Origin of the sequence: Herbiconiux sp. 11R-BC, from assembly GCF_049472555.1 — a bacterium.
Classification (GTDB): Bacteria; Actinomycetota; Actinomycetes; order Actinomycetales; family Microbacteriaceae; genus Herbiconiux.
Genome location: NZ_JBCEBO010000004.1, coordinates 291,092 through 311,642, shown reverse-complemented (window position 1 = coordinate 311,642; position 20,551 = coordinate 291,092). Strand labels below are relative to the sequence as shown.

General features: G+C 70.2%; 22 protein-coding genes. 16 read left to right on the top strand and 6 right to left on the bottom strand.

The genetic code is table 11. From position 1 onward, the window contains the following. The first annotated feature begins 26 nt into the window (after positions 1-26). On the top strand, positions 27-944 hold the full coding sequence (gene panC / locus VD659_RS12340) for a pantoate--beta-alanine ligase (RefSeq protein ID WP_423261364.1): 918 nt from the start codon (positions 27-29) through the stop codon (positions 942-944). A 40-nt stretch (positions 945-984) separates the two neighbouring features. Here panC and VD659_RS12335 read toward each other — a convergent pair whose 3' ends face one another. After that, positions 985-1,641 (bottom strand): hypothetical protein, encoded by a 657-nt coding sequence (locus VD659_RS12335; protein WP_423261363.1) that lies wholly within the window; start codon positions 1,639-1,641, stop codon positions 985-987. Positions 1,642-1,838: 197 nt separating this feature from the next. After that, entirely contained in the window at positions 1,839-2,348 is a 510-nt protein-coding gene (locus VD659_RS12330; protein WP_423261362.1) for a hypothetical protein, read from the bottom strand. A gap of 126 nt (positions 2,349-2,474) precedes the next feature. On the opposite strand from VD659_RS12330, the gene lysS reads away from it, so the two are divergent. The 4 genes from lysS to cls all read left to right on the top strand — a co-directional run bounded on the left by lysS (position 2,475) and on the right by cls (position 5,912). Then, positions 2,475-4,016 (top strand): lysine--tRNA ligase, encoded by a 1,542-nt coding sequence (gene lysS / locus VD659_RS12325; protein ID WP_423261361.1) that lies wholly within the window; start codon positions 2,475-2,477, stop codon positions 4,014-4,016. 10 nt (positions 4,017-4,026) lie between these two features. Beyond that, positions 4,027-4,158, top strand: a complete 132-nt coding sequence (locus VD659_RS12320; protein WP_423261360.1) for a hypothetical protein — start codon at positions 4,027-4,029, stop codon at positions 4,156-4,158. Between the two features lie 50 nt (positions 4,159-4,208). Then, positions 4,209-4,376, top strand: coding sequence for a hypothetical protein (locus VD659_RS12315; RefSeq protein ID WP_171010789.1), 168 nt, complete (start codon positions 4,209-4,211; stop codon positions 4,374-4,376). An 87-nt stretch (positions 4,377-4,463) separates the two neighbouring features. Continuing rightward, positions 4,464-5,912 (top strand): cardiolipin synthase, encoded by a 1,449-nt coding sequence (cls, locus tag VD659_RS12310; RefSeq protein ID WP_423261447.1) that lies wholly within the window; start codon positions 4,464-4,466, stop codon positions 5,910-5,912. Positions 5,913-5,927: 15 nt separating this feature from the next. Here the strand turns inward: cls and VD659_RS12305 are convergent, their stop codons facing one another. Then, positions 5,928-6,980: a pirin family protein gene (locus VD659_RS12305; protein WP_423261359.1), complete on the bottom strand. Its 1,053-nt coding sequence runs from the start codon at positions 6,978-6,980 to the stop codon at positions 5,928-5,930. A gap of 89 nt (positions 6,981-7,069) precedes the next feature. Here VD659_RS12305 and VD659_RS12300 point away from each other — a divergent pair, with 89 nt between their 5' ends. From VD659_RS12300 to VD659_RS12285, 4 genes are all read left to right on the top strand, one after another. Further along, positions 7,070-7,492, top strand: coding sequence for a DUF5684 domain-containing protein (locus VD659_RS12300; protein ID WP_423261358.1), 423 nt, complete (start codon positions 7,070-7,072; stop codon positions 7,490-7,492). A 104-nt stretch (positions 7,493-7,596) separates the two neighbouring features. Continuing rightward, a complete protein-coding gene (locus tag VD659_RS12295; RefSeq protein ID WP_423261357.1) occupies positions 7,597-10,122 on the top strand; it encodes an ATP-dependent Clp protease ATP-binding subunit in 2,526 nt (841 codons plus the stop codon). 100 nt (positions 10,123-10,222) lie between these two features. After that, on the top strand, positions 10,223-10,747 hold the full coding sequence (locus VD659_RS12290; protein ID WP_137837382.1) for an amino-acid N-acetyltransferase: 525 nt from the start codon (positions 10,223-10,225) through the stop codon (positions 10,745-10,747). Positions 10,748-10,788: 41 nt separating this feature from the next. Further along, positions 10,789-11,058: a hypothetical protein gene (locus VD659_RS12285; RefSeq protein WP_423261356.1), complete on the top strand. Its 270-nt coding sequence runs from the start codon at positions 10,789-10,791 to the stop codon at positions 11,056-11,058. Positions 11,059-11,140: 82 nt separating this feature from the next. On the opposite strand, the gene VD659_RS12280 is transcribed toward VD659_RS12285, so the two are convergent. After that, on the bottom strand, positions 11,141-11,575 hold the full coding sequence (locus VD659_RS12280) for a TraR/DksA family transcriptional regulator (RefSeq protein WP_423261355.1): 435 nt from the start codon (positions 11,573-11,575) through the stop codon (positions 11,141-11,143). A 43-nt stretch (positions 11,576-11,618) separates the two neighbouring features. After that, entirely contained in the window at positions 11,619-11,789 is a 171-nt protein-coding gene (locus VD659_RS12275; protein ID WP_171010790.1) for a hypothetical protein, read from the bottom strand. 108 nt (positions 11,790-11,897) lie between these two features. Here VD659_RS12275 and VD659_RS12270 point away from each other — a divergent pair, with 108 nt between their 5' ends. The 3 genes from VD659_RS12270 (at position 11,898) to VD659_RS12260 (ending at position 15,143) form a co-directional block, all read left to right on the top strand. Continuing rightward, entirely contained in the window at positions 11,898-12,404 is a 507-nt protein-coding gene (locus VD659_RS12270; protein WP_423261354.1) for an 8-oxo-dGTP diphosphatase, read from the top strand. Between the two features lie 132 nt (positions 12,405-12,536). Then, positions 12,537-13,802, top strand: a complete 1,266-nt coding sequence (locus tag VD659_RS12265; protein WP_423261353.1) for a GAF domain-containing protein — start codon at positions 12,537-12,539, stop codon at positions 13,800-13,802. Positions 13,803-13,910: 108 nt separating this feature from the next. Continuing rightward, complete coding sequence (locus tag VD659_RS12260; RefSeq protein WP_423261352.1) at positions 13,911-15,143, top strand: MFS transporter; 1,233 nt, start codon at positions 13,911-13,913, stop codon at positions 15,141-15,143. Positions 15,144-15,150: 7 nt separating this feature from the next. Here VD659_RS12260 and VD659_RS12255 read toward each other — a convergent pair whose 3' ends face one another. Continuing rightward, the gene (locus VD659_RS12255) at positions 15,151-16,026 is read right to left on the bottom strand and encodes an AraC family transcriptional regulator (protein WP_423261351.1); all 876 of its coding nucleotides are present in this window, start codon (positions 16,024-16,026) and stop codon (positions 15,151-15,153) included. A 138-nt stretch (positions 16,027-16,164) separates the two neighbouring features. Between VD659_RS12255 and VD659_RS12250 the strand changes: the two genes are divergently transcribed. Genes VD659_RS12250 through VD659_RS12235 form a run of 4 tightly spaced genes read left to right on the top strand, consistent with a single transcriptional unit; the run spans position 16,165 to position 20,518 of the window. Further along, the gene (locus tag VD659_RS12250) at positions 16,165-17,742 is read left to right on the top strand and encodes an aldehyde dehydrogenase family protein (protein ID WP_423261350.1); all 1,578 of its coding nucleotides are present in this window, start codon (positions 16,165-16,167) and stop codon (positions 17,740-17,742) included. Next, positions 17,742-18,167, top strand: a complete 426-nt coding sequence (locus tag VD659_RS12245; RefSeq protein ID WP_137837389.1) for a DUF779 domain-containing protein — start codon at positions 17,742-17,744, stop codon at positions 18,165-18,167. Before VD659_RS12250 ends, VD659_RS12245 begins: the two co-directional genes overlap by 1 nt. 28 nt (positions 18,168-18,195) lie before the next feature. Then, positions 18,196-18,876 carry a hypothetical protein gene (locus VD659_RS12240; RefSeq protein WP_423261349.1) on the top strand — a complete coding sequence of 227 codons (681 nt, stop codon included), beginning with the start codon at positions 18,196-18,198 and terminating at the stop codon, positions 18,874-18,876. A 46-nt stretch (positions 18,877-18,922) separates the two neighbouring features. Further along, positions 18,923-20,518, top strand: coding sequence for a carboxylesterase/lipase family protein (locus tag VD659_RS12235; protein WP_423261348.1), 1,596 nt, complete (start codon positions 18,923-18,925; stop codon positions 20,516-20,518). Positions 20,519-20,551: the final 33 nt, after the last annotated feature.

Here is a 20,551-nt window from a genome sequence, read left to right as displayed (position 1 = left end):
CAGCCTGTTCGTAAGGAGTACCACCGGTGACCGATCCCGTTCCGGATGCTCTCGACTCGCCGGTCCCGCTCGTCGCCACCACGGTGACGGATGTTCGGCGCGAGATCGAGATCGCCGCCCGCCTCCGCCGAGACGGCCTCGCCGCCGAGGGCCGTCGTGCCCGGGTGGCGCTCGTTCCCACCATGGGAGCCCTGCACGACGGGCATCTGGCGCTCGTGGAGCGCGCCGCGGAGCTCGCCGACGTCGTGGTGGTGTCGATCTTCGTGAATCCGCTGCAGTTCAACGACCCCGCCGACCTCGAACGCTATCCGCGCGACCTCGAGGGCGACCTGCGCATCCTCACCGGCCGCGGCGCCGACATCGTGTTCGCCCCCGAGGTCGACGAGCTCTACCCGCGCGGCGAGACGTCGACCCGGGTCACCGCCGGCCGCGTCGGCTCGCTGTTCGAGGGGCGCAGCCGGCCCGGGCACTTCGACGGGGTGCTCACCGTGGTGGCGAAGCTCATCAACTCCGTGGGGCCCGACAGCATCCTGTTCGGCGAGAAGGATGCGCAGCAGGTGTTCCTCGTGAGCCGCATGGTCGAAGACCTGAACATGCCGGTCGCGGTGGAGGTGGTCGACACCGTGCGCGACCCCGACGGCCTGGCGCTGTCCAGCCGCAACCGCTTCCTCGACGCCAAGGAGCGGCGCGCGGCGCTCACCCTCTCGCACCTGCTCGAGGCGGCCGAGTCGGCCTCCGACCGGGGCATCGACGCCGTGCTCGCGGCGGCCCAGTCCGCGGCGATGGGGGAGCCGCTCGTGGCCGTCGACTACCTCGCCGTCGTGCACCCCGACACCTTCCTGCCGGTCGACGACGACTACACCGGCAAGGCGCGCGTGATCGTGGCGGCCCGCGTCGGCGACACCCGCCTCATCGACAACGCCGCCATCTACCTCGGCCGCTGAACGCAGCCACGGCTGTGAGCCGCGGGCAGGGCTCTCGCGATCAACGGGCCGCGGGGTCGAGGATGAGGCGCTCGCCGGTGTAGACGAGGGGGTCGTCGACGATGCCCTGGGGGCTGATGCGGCCGGCACTCAGGTACAGGATGACGGCGGGGTCCACGCCGAACCTCTCCGCGACGTCCGTGAGGGTGTCGCCGGCGACGACGTCGTAGAAGAGCGGGGTTCCGGCATCCGTCACGGTGACGGATCCGGATGCGCCCCGCCGCGCTCCGCCGTCGGTCAGCCGGGGAACCACCTGTTCGTGAGTCCAGCTGAGTGCGGCTATGCCGATCACGTCGCCGTAGCAGCCGTCGAAGCCGTCCGGCGGCACGGTCGTCACGGGTGCGTAGATCACCGCCTGGTCGAGGAAGCTCGGATCACCGGAGGGGAGGTCGTCGACGCGGCCCAAGGGGAACTCCTGCGCGACGTCCGGGGTGAACGACGGCAGCCCGAAGCCGTATCCCTCGGAGTTGAAGCAGCCGTACTGCGCCCCCGGCGTCGAGCGGAGGAGGCCTTGGAGAGGCCGGGGGTCGCTGGTGTCCAGCCGCGAGAACCGTGCGAACGCGTTGCGGGCGGCATCTGTGACGATGTCGACCGTAGCGATCGTGGCACCGTCGGCGTCGAGCACGGGGCCGGATGCGAGCACAGCGTCGGCCGGCACCGGTTGCGGCTGCCAGGCGGGTGCGGCGTCTGGTGCGGAGCTCGAGGCAGACGGGGACGGCGAGCCGGACGCGGCGGACACGGGCGAAGGAGCGGCGACCGAGCACCCGGCCAACGCCGCCCCACCGAGCACCATGATCGCGGCCGCGGTCCACGCCGACCGCCCTCGTCGGGTGCGTTTCGTCGCCGTCTCCGTCATCAGCGGGCGAGGGTTCCGGTCAGGGTCCAGGTGGTGCCGGGGTCGGTGCGCACGTCGATGACGTACACCTCCTGCGACCTCGACAACTGAAGGGTGGTGCCGGCGGTGGCCCCGCTGCAGTGGTCGCTTCCGCTGTACGAGCCGCTCGACTCGGGGAGCAGCTGCACCCAGAAGCCGCCGGCGCCCTCGCAGCGGAACGACATCGTGAAGGTGAGCCGGTCGCGGCCCTCGGCGAGCGGGTAGTACGGGTTCGGGATCTCGACCGTTCCCGGCCCGTCGCCCGTCGCCGAGATCTTCTGCGGCGTCGGGGCGGGCGAGTGGACATCGTCGGCCAGGCTGTCGGCCGTCGGGGTGGAGGCCGCTGCCGTCGCATCCGCAGCGCTTCCGCTCGCTGCCGGCGCGACGCATCCGCTCAGGAGCATGGCGATCAGCGCGCCCCCGCCGAACAACGCGCCTGGCGCCCCGCGCCGCAGCCTCGGCCGCGCACCTCTGTCGTACACCCCGGCCATGCCGACCTCCCCCGTTCATGCCCCTGTGCGCCGACGATAGCCGAATGGGTTGGGACTCACATCCCCAAACCGGGCGAGGGCGTGCGCCCGGTAAACTGGGCGGGACTTCAAGGAGACCCTCCCCGCATGACCGACGCAGCCGCGCCCGCAAGCCACGCCCCCGAGCCCGCCGAGCAGACTCCCGAGGAGGCCGAAGCGGCCGCCCGCGAGGTCTCCGAGCAGAAGGCCGTGCGCCTGGCCAAGCGCGACAAGCTCAACGCCTCGGGCGCGGAGGCCTACCCGGTGTCGGTGCCCGTCACCACCACCATCCCCGCCGTGCGGGCGAAGTGGGGCCACCTCGCCGCCGACGAGGCGAGCGGCGAGACCGTGGGCATCGCCGGGCGCGTGGTGCATCTGCGCAACACGGGCAAGCTCTGCTTCGTGTCGCTGCAGTCGGGCGACGGCACGCGCATCCAGGCCATGGTGTCGCTGGGCGCCGTGGGCGAGGAGTCGCTCGCCGAGTTCAAGGAGTTCGTCGACCTCGGTGACCACCTCTTCGTCACGGGCGAGGTCATCTCGAGCCGCCGCGGCGAGCTCAGCGTGATGGTGACGGGCTGGAAGATCGCGTCGAAGGCCATCCTGCCCCTGCCGAACCTGCACTCCGAGCTCTCCGAGGAGACCCGGATGCGCAGCCGCTACCTCGACCTCATCGTGCGCGAGCAGGCCCGCCAGGTGGTGCGCACCCGCGCCCAGGCCATGGCGGCGCTCCGCAGCACCTTCGCCGAGCGCCACTACCTCGAGGTCGAGACGCCGATGCTGCAGACCATGCACGGCGGCGCCGCGGCCCGCCCGTTCTCGACCCACTCGAACGCCTTCGACACCGAGCTCTTCCTGCGCATCGCGCCCGAGCTCTTCCTCAAGCGCGCCGTCGTCGGCGGCATCGACCGGGTGTTCGAGATCAACCGCAACTTCCGCAACGAGGGCGCCGACTCCACGCACAGCCCCGAGTTCGCGATGCTCGAGGCCTACGAGGCCTACGGCGATTACACCTCGATCGCCGAGCTCACGCAGACCCTGATCCAGAACGCGGCGCTCGCCGTGTCGGGTTCGCACGTCGTGACGTGGGCCGACGGCACCGAGTACGACCTCGGCGGCGAGTGGGACCGCATCAGCATGTACGGCTCGCTCTCCGGGGCCGCCGGCATCGAGATCACGCCCGCCACCAGCGTGGCGGAGCTGCAAGCGCTCGCCGACCGCGAGGGCGTCGAGGTGCACCTGCCCAATCACGGCAAGCTCGTCGAAGAGCTCTGGGAGCACTTCGTGAAGGGCGGTCTCGTTCGCCCCACCTTCGTGCTCGACTTCCCCCTCGAGACGAGCCCGCTCACCCGCGCGCACCGCAGCATCCCGGGCGTCGTGGAGAAGTGGGATCTCTACATCCGCGGCTTCGAGCTCGCCACCGGCTACTCCGAGCTCGTCGACCCCGTCATCCAGCGCGAGCGCTTCGTGGAGCAGGCCAAGCAGGCTGCGGCGGGGGACGACGAGGCCATGCGCCTCGACGAGGACTTCCTGCGCGCCCTCGAGTTCGGCATGCCCCCTTCGGGCGGCATGGGCATGGGCATCGACCGCTTGCTGATGGCCCTCACGGGCCTCGGCATCCGCGAGACCATCCTGTTCCCGCTGGTGAAGTGAGGGCGCGACGATGAGCGACGAGAACAAGCCCGAGCGCGACCCCCGCAAACCCACGCCCACCCAGATCGTCATCTGGGTCGTCGTGGGCGGCGTCGGGCTCTACTTCCTCGGCAGCGGTTTGCTGGGAATCCTCAGCCACTGAGGCGCCCTCGGGCGAGGGAACCGGCCCACGGATGACGTATCGTTGAAGCGATGAACGATTTCTGGCTCGCGATCGCAGCACTGGCCCCCACGGTTCTCGTCGGGCTCGTGTTCTGGTTCATCATGCGCGCCCTCATCCGGTCCGACAAGTCGGAGCGCAAGGCGCTCGCGAAGATCGAGGCCGAAGAGCGCGAGAAGCTCGGCCTCCCGACGCGGTAGCCGACTTCCGCTACGGTATGCGTGGGGGATCGAACCCCAGACGCCTGCCGGGAGGAGACCACCGTGTCGAGTGCCGACATCGCGGCCATGGTCGCGCTGCTTCTGCTCCTGGTCGACCTCGGCATCCGTGTGTTCTCGGTCATCGTGGTGCCGCGCAACCGCCGCCCCTCCACCGGCATCGCCTGGCTGATGGCGATCTTCGTGCTCCCGTACGTCGGGTTCCTGCTCTTCCTGCTCATCGGCAGTTACAAGCTCCCGAAGTCGCGGCGCGACAAGCAGCACGCCATCAACGAGTTCATCATCGAGACCACCGAGGGCATCGAGCGCGTCAGTGACGCGAACCCGTGGCCGCCGTGGTTCAAGAACGTGGTGGAGCTCAACCGCACCCTCGGCGCCATGCCGCTCGTCGGCGGCAACCAGGCGAGCCTCGTGGGAGACTACGACGAGGCCATCCGCCAGATGACGGCCGCCATCGGCGAGGCGCAGCGCTACGTGCACGCCGAGTTCTACATCCTCTCGCTCGACAAGACCACCGCCGGCTTCTTCGACGCCCTCGAGGCGGCCGTGAAGCGCGGGGTCACGGTGCGGGTGCTGCTCGACCACATCGCCTCGGTGCGCGCGCCGGGCCACAAGAAGACGGTCAAGCGCCTCAACGCGATGGGCGTGAAGTGGCACTTCATGCTCCCGGTGCAGCCGCTGCAAGGCAAGTGGCAGCGCCCCGACCTGCGCAACCACCGCAAGATCCTCGTGGTCGACGGCGAGGTCGCCTACATGGGCTCGCAGAACGTGGTCGACCGCAGCTACAACAAGAAGGGCAACCTCAAGCGCGGCCTGAAATGGCAAGACCTGATGACGCGCCTCGAGGGTCCGATCGTGGCCGGCATCAACGCCATCTTCATCACCGACTGGTACAGCGAGTCCAACGAGCTGCTGCTGCGCGAGACCCGGGCCATCACCGACGACATCATCGACGACGACGCCGATGCGCTCGACATGCAGGTGGTCCCCTCCGGCCCCGGGTTCGAGGGCGAGAACAACCTGCGCCTGTTCCTCGCGCTGCTCTACAACGCGCAGGAGCAGATCATCATCACGAGCCCTTACTTCGTGCCCGACGACGCCATGCTCTACGCCATCACCACCGCCACCCAGCGGGGCGTGAGGGTGGAGCTCTTCGTCTCGGAGATCGGCGACCAGGCCTTGGTCTACCACGCCCAGCGCTCCTACTACGAGGTGCTGCTGAAGGCGGGCGTGCGCATCTACATGTACGAGTCGCCCTTCATCCTGCACTCGAAGCACTTCACCATCGACGACGAGGTGGCCGTGATCGGCTCGAGCAACATGGACATGCGCTCCTTCAGCCTCAACATGGAGATCTCGCTGATGGTGCGCGGGCGCTCGTTCGTGGCCGAGATGCGCGCCGTCGAAGACGGCTACCGCGCGGTCAGCCGGGAGCTCACCCTCGACGAATGGCACAAGCAGCCGTTGCGCTCCACCATCCTCGACAACCTCGCGCGGCTCACCTCGGCCATCCAGTAGGGACGGCCGCCGGGCTCAGGGGCGCGGCTTCAGCCGAACCGTGGGCAGTTCGGGCGCGGGCAGCGGGTCGCCGGCGTAGTGGTGGTCGGTCTCGCCGAAGCGGGGGCGCGCGTGGCGGGCGCGGCGCCCCGGCCGGGCCGCGGCATCCGGGGTCGTCGGGGTGGGAGCATCCGTCGCCGGCTCGGCGCCCGACTCCTGCTGCCACTGCGCACGGTACTCGGCCACCTCGTCGTGGCTGCGGCCGACGAAGTTCCACCACATCAGCACCTGCTCGCCGAACGGTGCGCCGCCGATCAGCAGCAGGCGCGCGGAGCTCTGGCCGGTGGAGAGCTTGACGCTCGTGCGGCCGGGGCCGAGGTAGGCGAGCTCGGTGCGGATGGCGGCGCTGCCGTCGATCGTGACGGCCCCGGTGTCGACGAGCACGCCGTACTCGAAGTCGGGCCGCAACGGGATCTCGGTGCGCCCACCGGAGGAGAGCCGGATCTCCGCGGCGACGAGGGGCGTGAAGGTGGTCGCCCCGACGGATGCTCCACCGAGCTCTCCCACGAAGACGCGGATGTCGGCGGCCCCGAGTCGCAGCGGCACGGCGGCGTGCGTCTCGAAGAAGGGCTCGGTGCGGCGCGAGTGCTCCGGCAGAGCCACCCAGAGCTGAACGCCGTGGAGCGTGGTGGTGGCCTCGGTCGAGATCTCGGAGTGCGAGATGCCGCGCCCCGCCGTCATCAGGTTGAGTTCGCCCGGCCGCACGAAGGAATGGCTGCCCACGCTGTCGCGGTGCTCGATCTCGCCCTCGAAGAGCCAGCTGACGGTCTGCAGCCCGGTGTGCGGATGCGGCGGCACGACCATCCCGCCCGTCACCGACACGTCGCTGGGCCCGTAGTGGTCGACGAAGCACCAGGCCCCGATGAGGGTGCGTTGCTTGCTCGGAAGGGTGCGGTGCACGGTCATCGCGCGCGGGCCGCCGAGAGGGACCTCACGCGCCGTGATGATCTCGGGATGCGGCGAGAGGGCGGCGGAAGCCGGTTCCGGCTCTGCCCACGTCTCTGCGGGCTGCTTCTCGAGGTTGCTCACACCGGCATCCTATTGTCCGCGACCCCGCTAGAATCCATCGGGGGCGATCATCGGCTCGCCATCGACACCGCACCATCCGGGGGGATTCCATGTTCACGTCCGTGCTCGCAGAGACGTCGTCGTACTCGTACAGCTACCAGTTCGACCCGGTGTCGTCGCTGTTCAGCTTCGTGATCTGGGTGCTCATCGTCGTGGGCATGTGGCTGACCTTCCTCAAGGCCGGACGTCGCGGCTGGGCGGCGATCATCCCCTTCTACAACATCTACACGCTGTGCAAGGTGGCCGGGAAGCCGGGCTGGTGGTGGATCCTCTACATCATCCCGATCGTCAACATCGTCATCGGCATCATCGTGGCGCTCGGCGTCGCGCGCAACTTCGGCAAGGGCGGGGCGTTCGGCTTCTTCCTGCTGTTCTGGCCGCTGCCCTTCATCGGCTACCCCATCCTCGGCTTCGGCTCCGACCAGTACGTGGGCGAGCGCCCCGCCGGCTCCGCGCCGGCCGTCACCATCTGATCCGTTCACGCCCACGGCGAACAGGGGCTGTTCCCGGCCCTTCGCCTGGTTAGTCTCTTCCTAACGGTCGCCATCCTCCGGCCCTGGCGACCAGGGAGACAGACATGTTTGAGAGATTCACCGACCGAGCCCGTCGTGTCGTCGTCTTGGCGCAAGAAGAAGCCAAGATGCTCAACCACAACTACATCGGCACCGAGCACATCCTGCTCGGCCTGATCCATGAGGGCGAAGGGGTCGCCGCGAAGGCGCTCGAGTCGCTGAACATCTCGCTCGACGCCGTGCGCGAGCAGGTTCAAGACATCATCGGTCAGGGTCAGCAGCAGCCCACCGGGCACATCCCCTTCACGCCCCGCGCGAAGAAGGTGCTCGAGCTCTCGCTCCGCGAGGCGCTGCAGCTCGGCCACAACTACATCGGCACCGAGCACATCCTGCTCGGGCTCATCCGCGAGGGCGAGGGCGTCGCCGCCCAGGTTCTCGTGAAGCTGGGCGCCGACCTCAACCGGGTTCGCCAGCAGGTCATCCAGCTGCTCTCGGGCTACCAGGGCAAGGAGCAGGTCGCCGTCGGCGGCAACGACCAGGCGCCCGACAAGGGATCGCAGATCCTCGACCAGTTCGGCCGCAACCTCACCCAGGCCGCGCGCGACAACAAGCTCGACCCGGTGATCGGCCGTGAGAAGGAGATCGAGCGGGTCATGCAGATCCTCTCGCGCCGCTCCAAGAACAACCCCGTGCTGATCGGCGAGCCCGGCGTCGGCAAGACCGCCGTCGTCGAGGGCCTCGCCCAGGCGATCGTGCGCGGAGACGTGCCCGAGACCCTGAAGGACAAGCAGCTCTACACGCTCGACCTCGGTTCGCTGATCGCCGGATCGCGCTACCGCGGCGACTTCGAGGAGCGCCTGAAGAAGGTCACGAAGGAGATCCGCACCCGCGGCGACATCATCACCTTCATCGATGAGATCCACACCCTGGTGGGCGCCGGTGCGGCCGAGGGCGCCATCGACGCGGCTTCGATCCTCAAGCCACTGCTCGCCCGCGGTGAGCTGCAGACCATCGGCGCCACCACGCTCGACGAGTACCGCAAGCACTTCGAGAAGGATGCCGCGCTCGAGCGCCGCTTCCAGCCCATCCAGGTGGCCGAGCCCTCGCTGCCCCACGCGATCAACATCCTCAAGGGCCTGCGCGACAAGTACGAGGCCTTCCACAAGGTGTCGATCACGGATGGCGCGATCGTCGCCGCCGCGAACCTCGCCGACCGCTACGTGCAAGACCGCTTCCTGCCCGACAAGGCCATCGACCTGATCGACGAGGCCGGCGCACGCCTGCGTCTGTCGATCCTCTCGGCCCCGCCGGAGCTGCGCGAGTTCGACGAGCGCATCGCCGCCGTGCGCGGCCAGAAGGAAGCCGCGATCGAAGACCAGGACTTCGAGAAGGCCGCTTCGCTCCGCGATGAGGAGAAGAACCTCCTCGGCGAGCGACTGCGCCTGGAGAAGCAGTGGAAGTCGGGCGAGGTTCAGACCTCCGGCATCGTCGACGAGGGGCTCATCGCCGAGGTGCTGGCTCAGGCCACGGGCATCCCGGTGTTCAAGCTCACCGAAGAGGAGTCGGCTCGGCTCGTGTTCATGGAGAAGGCCCTGCACCAGCGGGTCATCGGCCAGAACGAGGCCATCGCGGCCCTCTCGCGCACCATCCGCCGCACGCGTGCGGGTCTGAAAGACCCGAAGCGCCCCTCGGGCTCGTTCATCTTCGCCGGCCCCACGGGTGTCGGCAAGACCGAGCTCGCCAAGGCGCTCGCCGAGTTCCTGTTCGACGACGAGAACGCGCTGATCTCCCTCGACATGTCGGAGTACGGCGAGAAGCACACGGTCTCGCGGCTGTTCGGTGCCCCTCCCGGGTTCGTCGGCTTCGAAGAGGGCGGTCAGCTCACCGAGAAGGTGCGCCGCAAGCCGTTCTCCGTGGTGCTGTTCGACGAGATCGAGAAGGCCCACCCCGACATCTTCAACTCGCTCCTCCAGGTTCTGGAGGAGGGACGTCTGACGGATGGTCAGGGTCGCGTCGTCGACTTCAAGAACACGGTCATCATCATGACGACGAACCTCGGAACCAAGGACATCACGGGCAGCCCGATCGGCTTCCAGGTGTCGGGCAACGAGTCGACCTCGTACGACCGCATGAAGGCGAAGGTCTCGGAGGAGCTGAAGAAGAACTTCAAGCCGGAGTTCCTCAACCGCGTCGACGACACCATCGTGTTCCCGCAGCTGAACAAGGTCGAGCTGCTGCAGATCGTCGACCTGTTCATCAAGCGCCTGCGCGACCACCTGCTCGACCGCGACATGACGATCGAGCTGACGCTGCCCGCCAAGGAGCGCCTGATCGAGGTCGGCTTCGACCCCGCTCTGGGCGCCCGGCCGCTGCGCCGCGCGATGCAGCACGAGGTCGAGGACCAGCTGTCGGAGCGCATCCTGCAGGGTGAGCTCAACGCGGGCGACCACGTGCACGTCGACTTCGCCGACGGCGCCTTCGTCTTCACGCAGACCTCGCGTGAGCCCGTTGGCGTCGCCGCGATCGGCGCCGGCGACACGCAGCAGGCCTCGGCCGCCGCGGCCGCCGCAGCCCTGGGCGACCTGGACTAAGAGCACCCGACCCCCGGATCCGTCACTTTCGGCTCGAAAACCCCTCGGGGAAGAGCCGAAAGTGACGGATCTGCGTCGTTAAGGCGAATACGCTGGTGCGATGAGTTCGAGCAAGACGCAGCCCGTCGTCACCGTGCGGCGGGCGCGCACCAGCGATGTCCCGTGGATCCAGAGCCTCGTGGAACCCCTGGTGCAGCGACGAATCCTGCTCGGAAAAGACGCCGTCGTGTTCTACGAGGCGGTGCAGGAGTTCCGCATCGCCGAAGACGAGAACGGCACCCCTCTCGGCTGCGGCGCCCTGCACGTGTTCTGGGAAGACCTCGGCGAGGTTCGCACTCTCGCCGTGCACGAGGACTGGCTCGGCCAGGGGGTCGGCCGCGCCCTGCTGACGCAGATCGAGCAGGATGCGCTCGAGCTCGGTCTCTCCCGCCTGTTCTGCCTGACCTTCGAGGTGCCCTTCTTCGAGCGCAACGGCTACATCGCCTCCCCGCTCTCGCTCGTCGACCCCGAGGTCTACGCCGAGCTCGTGCGCTCGCCCGACGAAGGCGTGGCCGAGTTCCTCGATCTCGCGCGGGTGAAGCCGAATACGCTCGGGAACACGCGCATGCTCAAGCACCTGCGCTGAGCGGGCGAGCCCGCACCACGATCCCTGAGACGGAGACCGCCATGAGCCACGACGAACCGGAGAAGCGCAGCTTCAACGAGCGCCTGCGCGCCCGCTACTTCGGCCGGCGGTCGCCGGAGGAGACTCCCGAGCAGGAGGAGGCGGCCGAATCGTCGCTGCCCAAGTCGAACCAGATGGGTTTCTTCGGCCGCGTGCAGCGGCCCGGTGGCTTCGACACCCCGCCCGAGGAGCCCATCGAGTTCGAAGGACCGCTGCCCTGGGAGCTCGGCGGCGACGACGCCGACTCGGCAGCATCCTCGCCCCGGCGCTGAGCACTCCGCTGGCCGCGTCCTCGCCGCCCGCCCGCGAGTGGGCGCTGGTGGCGCCGGCGGTGCGACTCGACCGACGACAGGCTCAGGATGCGCGAGCCGCGCACTCCACGCACAGAGCGGCGGCGGGCCGCACCTCCAGGCGCCCCGGCGCGATCGGGCGGCCGCACGAGAGGCACACCCCGTAGCGGCCCTGCTCGAGGCGCTCGAAGGCGGCATCCGCGTCGGCCAAGCGCGCGACCGCGGCGATCTCGAGCCCGCGCAACTGCGACCACTCGCTCGAGAGAGTGGGGCCTTCGGGGTCGTGCTCGTCGTCGTCGGGGGAGGCTTCGCGCACCGTGCGGAGCGCCTCCATCGCCCGCGCGAGCGCGGCGAGCTGCTCGGCCGCCTCGTCGCGCTCGCGCTGGAGGCGGACCCGCACCGCGGAGTCGCCGTCGCCGCTCGCTGCGACGGCCGAGGCGCCGGGCAGGGGCAGTCGGGGGTCGCTCGGAGTCGAGCCGGTCACCGCGTCAGCGGTCATGGGTCATCGGTGTGCGCGGGGCGCCGGGAGGAGGAGGCGTCGTTCAGCCGGCGGGCGCGGGCCCGTCGGTGGGGGAGGCCTCGCCGATGAACTCCTTGAACTCGTCTTCGACCTGCTTGTCGAACGAGTCCTGCTCCTCGTCTTCGTCGACCTCCGGGTGCTGGTTGTTGTGCTCGAACGACTCGGGCTCGAGGGGATCCGTGAATGTGCTCATGGCCCGCAGAATACTCCCCGCGGCCGACATCCACGATGCCGCGGAGCGCCCCGCACCCGAGCGCTGAGCCGAAACATGCCGAACACATGGGCGAGTTATCATCCTCAGGTGTCTCCCGTCTCGCCCTATCAGGTCTGTGTGGCCTTCCTCACGCGCCTCGGCGCCGACGGCCGCACCGAGGTGCTGCTCGGACGCAAGAAGACCGGCCTCGGCTCGGGAAACATCGTGGGCCTCGGCGGCAAGATCGAGCCGGGCGAGACCGCGCTCGAGGCGATCGTGCGGGAGATCGAGGAGGAGTCGAGCCTCGTCGTCGCCCCCGCAGATCTCACCGAGATGGGCCTCGTGAAGTTCGCGTTCCCGTATCGCGAGAACTGGAGCCAGGACTCGACGGTGTTCGTGGCCTCCCGCTGGAGCGGCGAACCGCAGGAGTCCGACGAGGTGTCGCCCGCCTGGTACCCGCTCGACGAACTGCCGCTCGATGCGATGTGGGACGACGCGAAGCACTGGCTCCCGGCCGTGCTCGCGGGTGAACCCGTGCTCGGCGACTTCGTCTTCGGCGAGGACTGCGCCACCGTCAGCGACTTCGAGCTGCACGACCCGGCCGCCCACCGCTGAGACGCCGGCAGCCGTCCGGCTCCCGCTCACGCTCCCGGCGAGCTCCGGGTGGACGCCACCGCCCCGCGGGGCGATACTGAGGGCAGCGCGCGCCCCGCGCATCCCACGATCGACGACGATTGGCGGTGACCCATGTCGAGTCCCTGGCTGGCGCGCCCGTTCGAGCTCCTCACCGGTCGTCCGCGCCGCGTGGTCGACGAGTCGTGGGCCCGGGCCCGCGACCACGCCATCGATCCTGAGCGGCTCCCCGGCCTCGAGGTGTCCGAGGACGAACTGCGCGACTGGCGGCTCGGACATCCGCTCGCCCCGGTGCTGCCGGTGATCCGCAAGTTGCTCGTGCGCGACGCCGAGGGCTCTGGGCTGCTCGTGGCGGTGGGCGACGAGATGGGCCGCCTGCTCTGGGTCGAGGGCGACAGCGCCTCGAAACGGCGGGCCGAGCAGATGCGTTTCGTCGAGGGCGCCGGATGGTCGGAGCAGCGGGTGGGCACCTCGGCCCCGGGCACGGCGCTCGAGCTCGACCACGGCATCCAGATCCACGACGCCGAGCACTTCAACCGGCTCGTGCACGGCTGGAGCTGCACGGCGGTCCCCGTGCACGACCCCGAGACCCGGCGCATCCTGGGCGTCATCGACATCACCGGCGACGCGCGCGCGGTCGACCCGCACACGCTGCCGCTGATCGAGGCCACGGCCGCCGCCGCGGAGGCCGAGCTGATGGTGCTGCGGCTGCAGGCGCAACGGGATGCGGGTACGCGCCCGGCGACGCGCACGCCCGGGATGCGCATCACCGGTTTCGCCCACGCCCGGCCTCGCGTGTCGATGCACGTGCTCGGGCGGGAGACGGGCGAGCTCACCGGCCCGGCCGGCCACGTGGAGCTGAGCGCGCGGCACTCCGACATCGTGACGCTGCTCGCCTGGCACCGCGAGGGGCTCTCGGCCGCACGGCTCGCCGAGGAGGTCTACGGGGAGGACTCCGCGTCGGTCACGCTCCGCGCGGAGATCGTGCGGTTGCGGCGGCTGCTGCGGGCGAGCGGGGTGGGATTCGACATCGAGTCGCGGCCCTACCGTCTGTCGGCCCCGGTCGAGCTCGACGCCCACCACGTGGTGTCGCTGCTCGACCGCGGCGCGCACCGGGTGGCGCTCGCCGCCTACCGGGGGCGGTTGCTTCCGGCTTCCGACGCCCCCGGCATCGCCGAGCTGCGCGCCGTGCTGCAGGTTCGGCTGCGCGAGGCGATCCTGAGCGACGCCGCCGTCGACGTGCTGCTCGACTACGCCGCCACCGAGGACGGCTCGGACGACGCCGAGGTGTGGACGGCGGCGCTTCGGCTGCTGCCCGCGCGCTCGCCGCGGCGGGCCGGCGTGGTGCTGCAGCTCGAGCGTCTCGCCCGGGAGGCCTGAGCCCGATCCGCCGCCGCGTCGTCGGCACGGTCGAGCGCGGCGGACGATCGGCACCGTTCCGGCGACGATCGGTCGGATCACTCCGGCACGGGATGCGTTGCACCCTTCATGACAGACACACAGACTTTCCCCGGCACCGGGGCGATCTCCGCGGTGGGCGACTCGGCTCGCGGTGCCGAACCCGCCGAGCGGCGCGCATCCTGGGCGGGTGTCGTCTCGCTCGGGCTCGGCGTGTTCGCCATCGTGATGGCCGAGTTCCTGCCGGCGAGCCTGCTCTCTCGCATCGCGGGGGAGTTGGGGGTGAGCGAGGGGCTCGCCGGTCAGTCGGTGAGCGTCACCGCGGTGGTGGCCGCGATCGCCGGCATCACCTTGCCCGTCCTCCTGCCGCGCCTGGACCGCCGGCACGTGATGCTCGGCCTCACTGCGCTGGCCGTTCTTTCCGACCTGCTCGTCGCGTTCGCGCCGAACTACCCCGTGCTGCTGGCCGCCCGCGTGCTCCTCGGCGTCGCCCTCGGCGGGTTCTGGGCGCTCGCCATCGCGATGACGGCCCGGCTCGTGCCCGCCCGTCGTCTCGGCCTCGCGATGACCGTGGTCAACATGGGCGTCTCCTTCGCCACGGTGGCGGCGATCCCGCTCGGAACCTGGTTGGGCGAGGTGTGGGGCTGGCGCGTCGTGTTCGCGCTCGCGGCCGGCGTCGGCGTGGCCGCTTTCGCGGTGCAGGCCGCGGTGCTGCCGTCGGTGGCGCCCAACGGTGCGCCGGGCTTCGGCCCGCTGCTGGCCACACTCCGCTCGCGCCTCATCATCCTGGGCCTGATCGCCACCGCTCTGGTCGCGGCGGGCCACTTCACCGGCTTCACCTACATCCGGCCCGCGGCCGAGGTGATCGGCGGCGTCGAACCCTCCGGGCTCGCCCTGCTGCTGCTCGTCTACGGGGTCGCCGCCTTCGCCGGCAACCTCGCAGCCGGCCCGGTGGCCGACCGGCGGATGCGCGTGGCCATCCTGCTGTTCCCGCTCGTGCTCGGGGCCGCCATGCTGCTCTTCGCCGTCGCGGGCGGATCGACCGTGGGGCTGCTCGCCGCCGTCGCGCTCTGGGGCTTCGGCTTCGGCGGGATGCCCACCACGCTGATGACCTGGATGGCGCGGGCCGAGCCCGACCGCCTCGAGAGCGTGGGCGGACTGCAGGCGGCGACCTTCCAGGTGGCCATCGCCATGGGTGCGATCGTCGGAGGCCTGCTCGTCGACGGTGTGGGCGTGCAGACCGCCGTGCTCGCGGGCGGTGTCTCGGTGCTCGCCGGCGCCGTGCTCCTGAGCACCCTCAAGCAGCGCCGCACCCGGGCGTGACGAGCTCCTAGCGGGCGGCGCGGCGCCAGGCGCTGGGGGTCGCGCCGGCGTGGCGGCGGAAGGCTCGGCTGAAGGCCTCGTCGGAGCGGTAGCCCAGCAGGGTCGCGGTCTCGCCCACGCTGAAGCCGCCGCTCGCGCCGTCGCCACCGCCGGCGAGGAGCACTTTCGCCCGCTCCATCCGCACCCGCGCGAGGTAGCCGAGCGGCGGTTCTCCGACCGTGCGCCGGAACTGCTCGGAGAAGGCCGACCGGGAGGACCGGGCCAGCCGCGCGAGGTCGGCGACCGTCCACGGCGCCCCCGGCTCGGCGTGGATGGCCTCCACGGCACGAGCGATGTGCGGGTCGCGGAGGGTGAGGCTCCACTCGGGGTCGGCGGGGTTGCAGCTCGTCTCGACCCAGCGGCGGATGACGGCCGCGGCGAGCACCGCCGCGAGCCCCTGCTGCACGGTGGCCGAGCCCGGGCGCGCGCCGAGCTGCTCCGCCTGGAGCGCCGTCACCACGCCGGCCACCACCGGATCGGCGTCGGCGGCCGCGCACGACATCAGGAGGGCGGGAAGCGCTCCGGCCAGGAGCGTGCCGAACGGGCCGCCGTCGATCCGCAGGCGTGCCGTGGTGAGCTGGGCGTCGCCGATCGCCGTGATCGTGTGCTCGCCGCCGTGCGGCAGCACCACCAGATCGCCCGGCCGCACGATCGAGCACTCGCCCGAGGCCGCGATGCAGGCGTCGCCCGCGACCAGCAGGTGGAGGGCGATCTCATCGCCGTCGAAGGCCTGCTGCCGGCCGGCCGGGAGAGCGGTGCTGCCGACCGTCGTGGCGGTCAGCCGCAGGCTCGCCAGGAACGCGGAGAGCGGATGCGCATCCGCGGTTCCCGAGACGGTCGTCATGCAACTCCTCAAGCGGCGGCGGGGCGCCGGCATTCCCCGCGCCGGTGCCGGGCGCCGTGCGAACCGGCCGCAACCGGATGCAACCTCGCCCGGCGTAGCGTCGTGCGCAACCGACACCGTCGTCGACAAGGAGCAGCAATGACCATCATCGATCGCGACACCGAACAGCAGCAGGCGGCCCCCGCCGCCGCGCCGAGCGTCTACGCCAACCCCGGAACCGCCGGCGCGGTCATGTCGTTCAAACCGCGCTACGACAACTACATCGGCGGCGAGTACGTGCCGCCGGCCAACGGACAGTACTTCCAGAACCCCACCCCCATCACCGGCCAGATCTTCACCGAGGTCGCCCGGGGCACCGCTGCCGACGTCGACCGTGCGGTCGAGGCCGGCTGGAAGGCCTTCGAGACCTGGGGCAAGACGAGCGTCGCCGAGCGCGCCGTCATCCTGAACAAGATCGCCGACCGCATGGAGGCGAACCTCGAGCTCCTCGCCGTGGCCGAGACCTGGGAGAACGGCAAGCCGGTGCGCGAGACGCTCGCCGCCGACATCCCGCTCGCCATCGATCACTTCCGCTATTTCGCCGGCTGCATCCGCGCGCAGGAGGGCGGCATCAGCGAGCTCGACAACGACACCGTGGCCTACCACTTCCACGAGCCGCTGGGTGTGGTCGGGCAGATCATCCCCTGGAACTTCCCCATCCTGATGGCCGTCTGGAAGCTCGCCCCGGCGCTCGCCGCCGGCAACTGCATCGTGCTGAAGCCGGCCGAGCAGACCCCGGCCTCGATCCACGTCTGGCTCCAGCTGATCGAAGACCTGCTGCCCGCCGGCGTGCTCAACATCGTGAACGGCTTCGGCATCGAGGCGGGGGCGCCGCTCGCGTCGCATCCGAAGATCCGCAAGATCGCGTTCACCGGCGAGACCACGACCGGCCGCCTGATCATGCAGTACGCGAGCGAGAACCTCATCCCGGTGACCCTCGAACTCGGCGGCAAGAGCCCGAACGTGTTCTTCGCCGACGTGGCCGACGAGAAGGACTCGTTCTACGACAAGGCGCTCGAGGGCTTCACCTTCTTCGCGCTCAACCAGGGCGAAGTCTGCACCTGCCCGTCGCGCGCGCTCGTGCAGCGCTCGATCTACGACGGCTTCGTGGCCGACGGACTCGAGCGCGTGAAGAAGGTCAAGCAGGGAAACCCGCTCGACGTGTCGACGATGATCGGGGCACAGGCCTCGAACGATCAGCTCGAGAAGATCCTCAGCTACATGGACATCGGCAAGCAGGAGGGCGCGAAGCTGCTCATCGGCGGCGAACGGGCCGACCTGGGCGGCGAGCTCTCCGGCGGCTTCTACGTTCAGCCGACGGTGTTCGAGGGGCAGAACTCGATGCGCATCTTCCAGGAGGAGATCTTCGGGCCGGTGCTCGCACTCACGAGCTTCGACGACTACGACGACGCCATCTCCATCGCCAACGACACCCTGTACGGTCTGGGCGCCGGCGTGTGGTCGCGCAGCGGTTCGCAGCTCTACCGGGCGGGCCGCGCCATCCAGGCCGGACGCGTGTGGTCGAACACCTACCACCAGTACCCGGCGCACGCGGCCTTCGGCGGCTACAAGCAGTCCGGCATCGGGCGCGAGAACCACCGGATGATGCTCGACCACTACCAGCAGACGAAGAACCTGCTGGTGTCCTACGCCGACGGGCCCATGGGATTCTTCTGATGAGCGAGTCCCCGGCCGAGGGCGCCCCCGCGCTCTCCCGGGTGGATGTGACGGGTGCCGCAGCGGACATGCTGCGGCACCTGGCCGCCACCTACGGCCAGCTGATGTTCCACCAGTCGGGCGGCTGCTGCGACGGCTCGTCGCCGATGTGCTACCCCGTCGGGATGTTCCGGGTGGGCGCCTCCGACATCCTGATCGGCACCCTGCACGTCGACGGCATGTACCCCGTGGAGGTCTATATGTCCAGGTCGCAGTTCGAGTACTGGAAGTACACCTTCCTCACCATCGACCTCGTCGACGGCCGCGGGAGCGGATTCTCGATCGAGGCGCCGGAGGGCAAGCGGTTCATGATCCGCTCGCGCCTGCTCGATGACAGCGAACTCGAAGCATTCGGACTCGCGACTCACGGCGGTGTGACCGCGTAGTCGGGCATCAGGTCGTTACCCTGAGGGCATGTCGACGATCAGGCATCCGGTCGGGCCCCAGCCCAAGAAGGTCTACTGGCGCCGTCGGCTGGTCGTTCTTCTCGTGCTCGTGGCGATCATCGCCATCGTCGTGCTGATCGTGGTGCGGCCGGGTTCCGGCGCGGCCGACCCCAACGCGGCCACCGCTCCGGCGCCGAGCGACTCGGCGGCGGCGACGGATGCGGCCGCGCCTCCCGCAGACCCGGCCGCCACCTCGACGCCCGGCACCGTCGACACCTCCTCGACCACCCCTCCGGGCACGGTGGCCGACTGTGCCGGCGGCAACATCTCGGTGGTTCCCGTCACCGATGCCACCACCTACGCCGCCGGTGTGATGCCGCAGCTCTCGTTCAGCATCACGAACACGGGCTCGCAGCCCTGCAAGATCAACGCGGGCACCTCGCAGCAGATCTACACCATCACGAGCGGCACCGAGACCTACTGGGTCTCCACCGACTGCCAGACGAACCCCTCCGACACCGAGGCCGTGCTCGAACCGGGCGTGGCGGTCACGTCGACGCCGTTCACCTGGAACCGCACGCGCTCCTCCACGTCCACCTGCGCCTCCACCGACCTGCCGCAGGTGCCGGCCGGCGGCGCCTCCTACCATCTCAACGTGCGCGTGGCCGGCATCGACTCCACGAACTCGCAGCAGTTCATCCTGAGTTGATGGACCTCGTCGGCCGACGTTCACCTCGCCGCGCTAGCATTCGGGCGTGACCGCCCCCACGCGCGACCCGCGCGAGACCCGCGCGACGACCCGGCGCCCGCGCTCCAGCGATTCCTCGCTCGACGTGGAGGTGACCGGGGGCGCCGTGCGGGGCCGGATGCGCCGCCGCCTCGAGACCTGGCGCGGCATCCCCTACGCCGCCCCGCCCATCGGCGCGCTGCGGTTCCGGGCCCCGCAGCCCGTGCTGCCCTGGGAGGGCGTGCGCGACGCCGCCGAGTTCGGGCCCATCTCGATGCAGTCCCGCGACGGCAACTTCATCGGCGCCTCCCGCTCCACGCCGATGTCGGAGGACTGCCTCACCATCAACGTCATCCGGCCCGCGAGCCCCGCGGTGCGCCTGCCCGTCATGGTGTTCGTGCACGGGGGCGCCTACAGCGTGGGCTCCTCGGCCGAGTATCCGCGCAACGGCGAGACCCTCGTGCGCGAGGGCGATGTGGTCTACGTGAGCTTCAACTACCGGCTGGGGCCGCTCGGCTACCTCGACTTCACCCGCTACTCCACGCCCGAGCGACCGCTGGAGTCGAACCTGGGCCTGCGTGACCAAGTGGCCGCCCTCGAGTGGGTGGGCGACAACATCGCGGCCTTCGGCGGCGACCCGGGCAACGTCACCCTGTTCGGCGAGTCGGCCGGCGCCAACGCCGTCACGACGCTCATGACCACGCCTGCCGCCTCCGGCCTCTTCGCGCGCGCCATCGCCCAGAGCTCACCGCCGAACGCCATCTACCTGCCCGAGATGGCGGCGCTCTGGGCCGAGGAGTTCGTGGAACTCCTCACCGAGTCCATCGACACCGACGGCGTGGAATCCACCTCCGACGACATCGCCGGCCGCGTGCTCGCCGACGCTGCCGCGAGCGAGCTGGTCGAGGCGTGCGTGGCGCTCACCCTGCGCACTCCGGATGCCCACCCCGGCACGATCGTGCTCTCCCCGGTGATCGACGGCGACTTCCTGCCCGAACGCCCGCTCGACGCCTTCAAGGAGGGGCGCGCGCATCCGGTTCCCCTCCTCATCGGCACGAACGACCGCGAGGGTTCTCTCTTCACGGGCCGCCTCGACATCCTCGCCACCACGCCGAAGCGCATCCGCGCCATCTTCGCCCGCACCAAGAAGGGCGCGCGCAAGGCCATCAAGGCCGAGTACCCGGGGCTGCCCGCCAAACGCCCCGCGGCCGACTTCGGCGGTGACTACGCGTTCTGGTACCCCACGGTCAAAGTGGCCGAGCGGCACTCCCGCTACCAACCCGTGCACTTCTACCGCTTCGACATCGCGCCGCGGCTCGTGCGCCTCGCCGGCTTCGACGCGACGCACGGGCTCGAGCTCTACGCCGTCTTCGACCGGATGCACAGCTGGTTCGGCCGCACCATGACCTCCCTCGGCGGCCGTCGCGCGTTCCTCGCCACGAGCCGGCGGATGCGCGCCCACTGGCTCTCCTTCGCGCGCGACGGCCGCGTCGACGACGAGGCCTGGCCGCCCTACGACGAGACCGACCGCGCCACCCTGATCTTCGACACCATCGACCGGGTCGAGAACGACCCGCGGGCCTCTCGCCGACTCGCCTGGCAGGCTTTCGTTCCCCACGTCTGAGCCGCGGCGCGTGTAGCGTGAAGACCACCCCGC

Excerpts from the sequence above, each read along its gene's own strand:
- VD659_RS12330 (WP_423261362.1), bottom strand. The coding sequence starts at position 2,348 with ATGGCCGGGGTGTACGACAGAGGTGCGCGGCCGAGGCTGCGGCGCGGG.
- lysS (WP_423261361.1), top strand. The coding sequence starts at position 2,475 with ATGACCGACGCAGCCGCGCCCGCAAGCCACGCCCCCGAGCCCGCCGAG.
- VD659_RS12320 (WP_423261360.1), top strand. The coding sequence starts at position 4,027 with ATGAGCGACGAGAACAAGCCCGAGCGCGACCCCCGCAAACCCACGCCC.
- VD659_RS12315 (WP_171010789.1), top strand. The coding sequence starts at position 4,209 with ATGAACGATTTCTGGCTCGCGATCGCAGCACTGGCCCCCACGGTTCTC.
- cls (WP_423261447.1), top strand. The coding sequence starts at position 4,464 with ATGGTCGCGCTGCTTCTGCTCCTGGTCGACCTCGGCATCCGTGTGTTC.
- VD659_RS12300 (WP_423261358.1), top strand. The coding sequence starts at position 7,070 with ATGTTCACGTCCGTGCTCGCAGAGACGTCGTCGTACTCGTACAGCTAC.
- VD659_RS12295 (WP_423261357.1), top strand. The coding sequence starts at position 7,597 with ATGTTTGAGAGATTCACCGACCGAGCCCGTCGTGTCGTCGTCTTGGCG.
- VD659_RS12290 (WP_137837382.1), top strand. The coding sequence starts at position 10,223 with ATGAGTTCGAGCAAGACGCAGCCCGTCGTCACCGTGCGGCGGGCGCGC.
- VD659_RS12285 (WP_423261356.1), top strand. The coding sequence starts at position 10,789 with ATGAGCCACGACGAACCGGAGAAGCGCAGCTTCAACGAGCGCCTGCGC.
- VD659_RS12280 (WP_423261355.1), bottom strand. The coding sequence starts at position 11,575 with ATGACCGCTGACGCGGTGACCGGCTCGACTCCGAGCGACCCCCGACTG.
- VD659_RS12275 (WP_171010790.1), bottom strand. The coding sequence starts at position 11,789 with ATGAGCACATTCACGGATCCCCTCGAGCCCGAGTCGTTCGAGCACAAC.
- VD659_RS12265 (WP_423261353.1), top strand. The coding sequence starts at position 12,537 with ATGTCGAGTCCCTGGCTGGCGCGCCCGTTCGAGCTCCTCACCGGTCGT.
- VD659_RS12260 (WP_423261352.1), top strand. The coding sequence starts at position 13,911 with ATGACAGACACACAGACTTTCCCCGGCACCGGGGCGATCTCCGCGGTG.
- VD659_RS12255 (WP_423261351.1), bottom strand. The coding sequence starts at position 16,026 with ATGACGACCGTCTCGGGAACCGCGGATGCGCATCCGCTCTCCGCGTTC.
- VD659_RS12250 (WP_423261350.1), top strand. The coding sequence starts at position 16,165 with ATGACCATCATCGATCGCGACACCGAACAGCAGCAGGCGGCCCCCGCC.
- VD659_RS12245 (WP_137837389.1), top strand. The coding sequence starts at position 17,742 with ATGAGCGAGTCCCCGGCCGAGGGCGCCCCCGCGCTCTCCCGGGTGGAT.
- VD659_RS12240 (WP_423261349.1), top strand. The coding sequence starts at position 18,196 with ATGTCGACGATCAGGCATCCGGTCGGGCCCCAGCCCAAGAAGGTCTAC.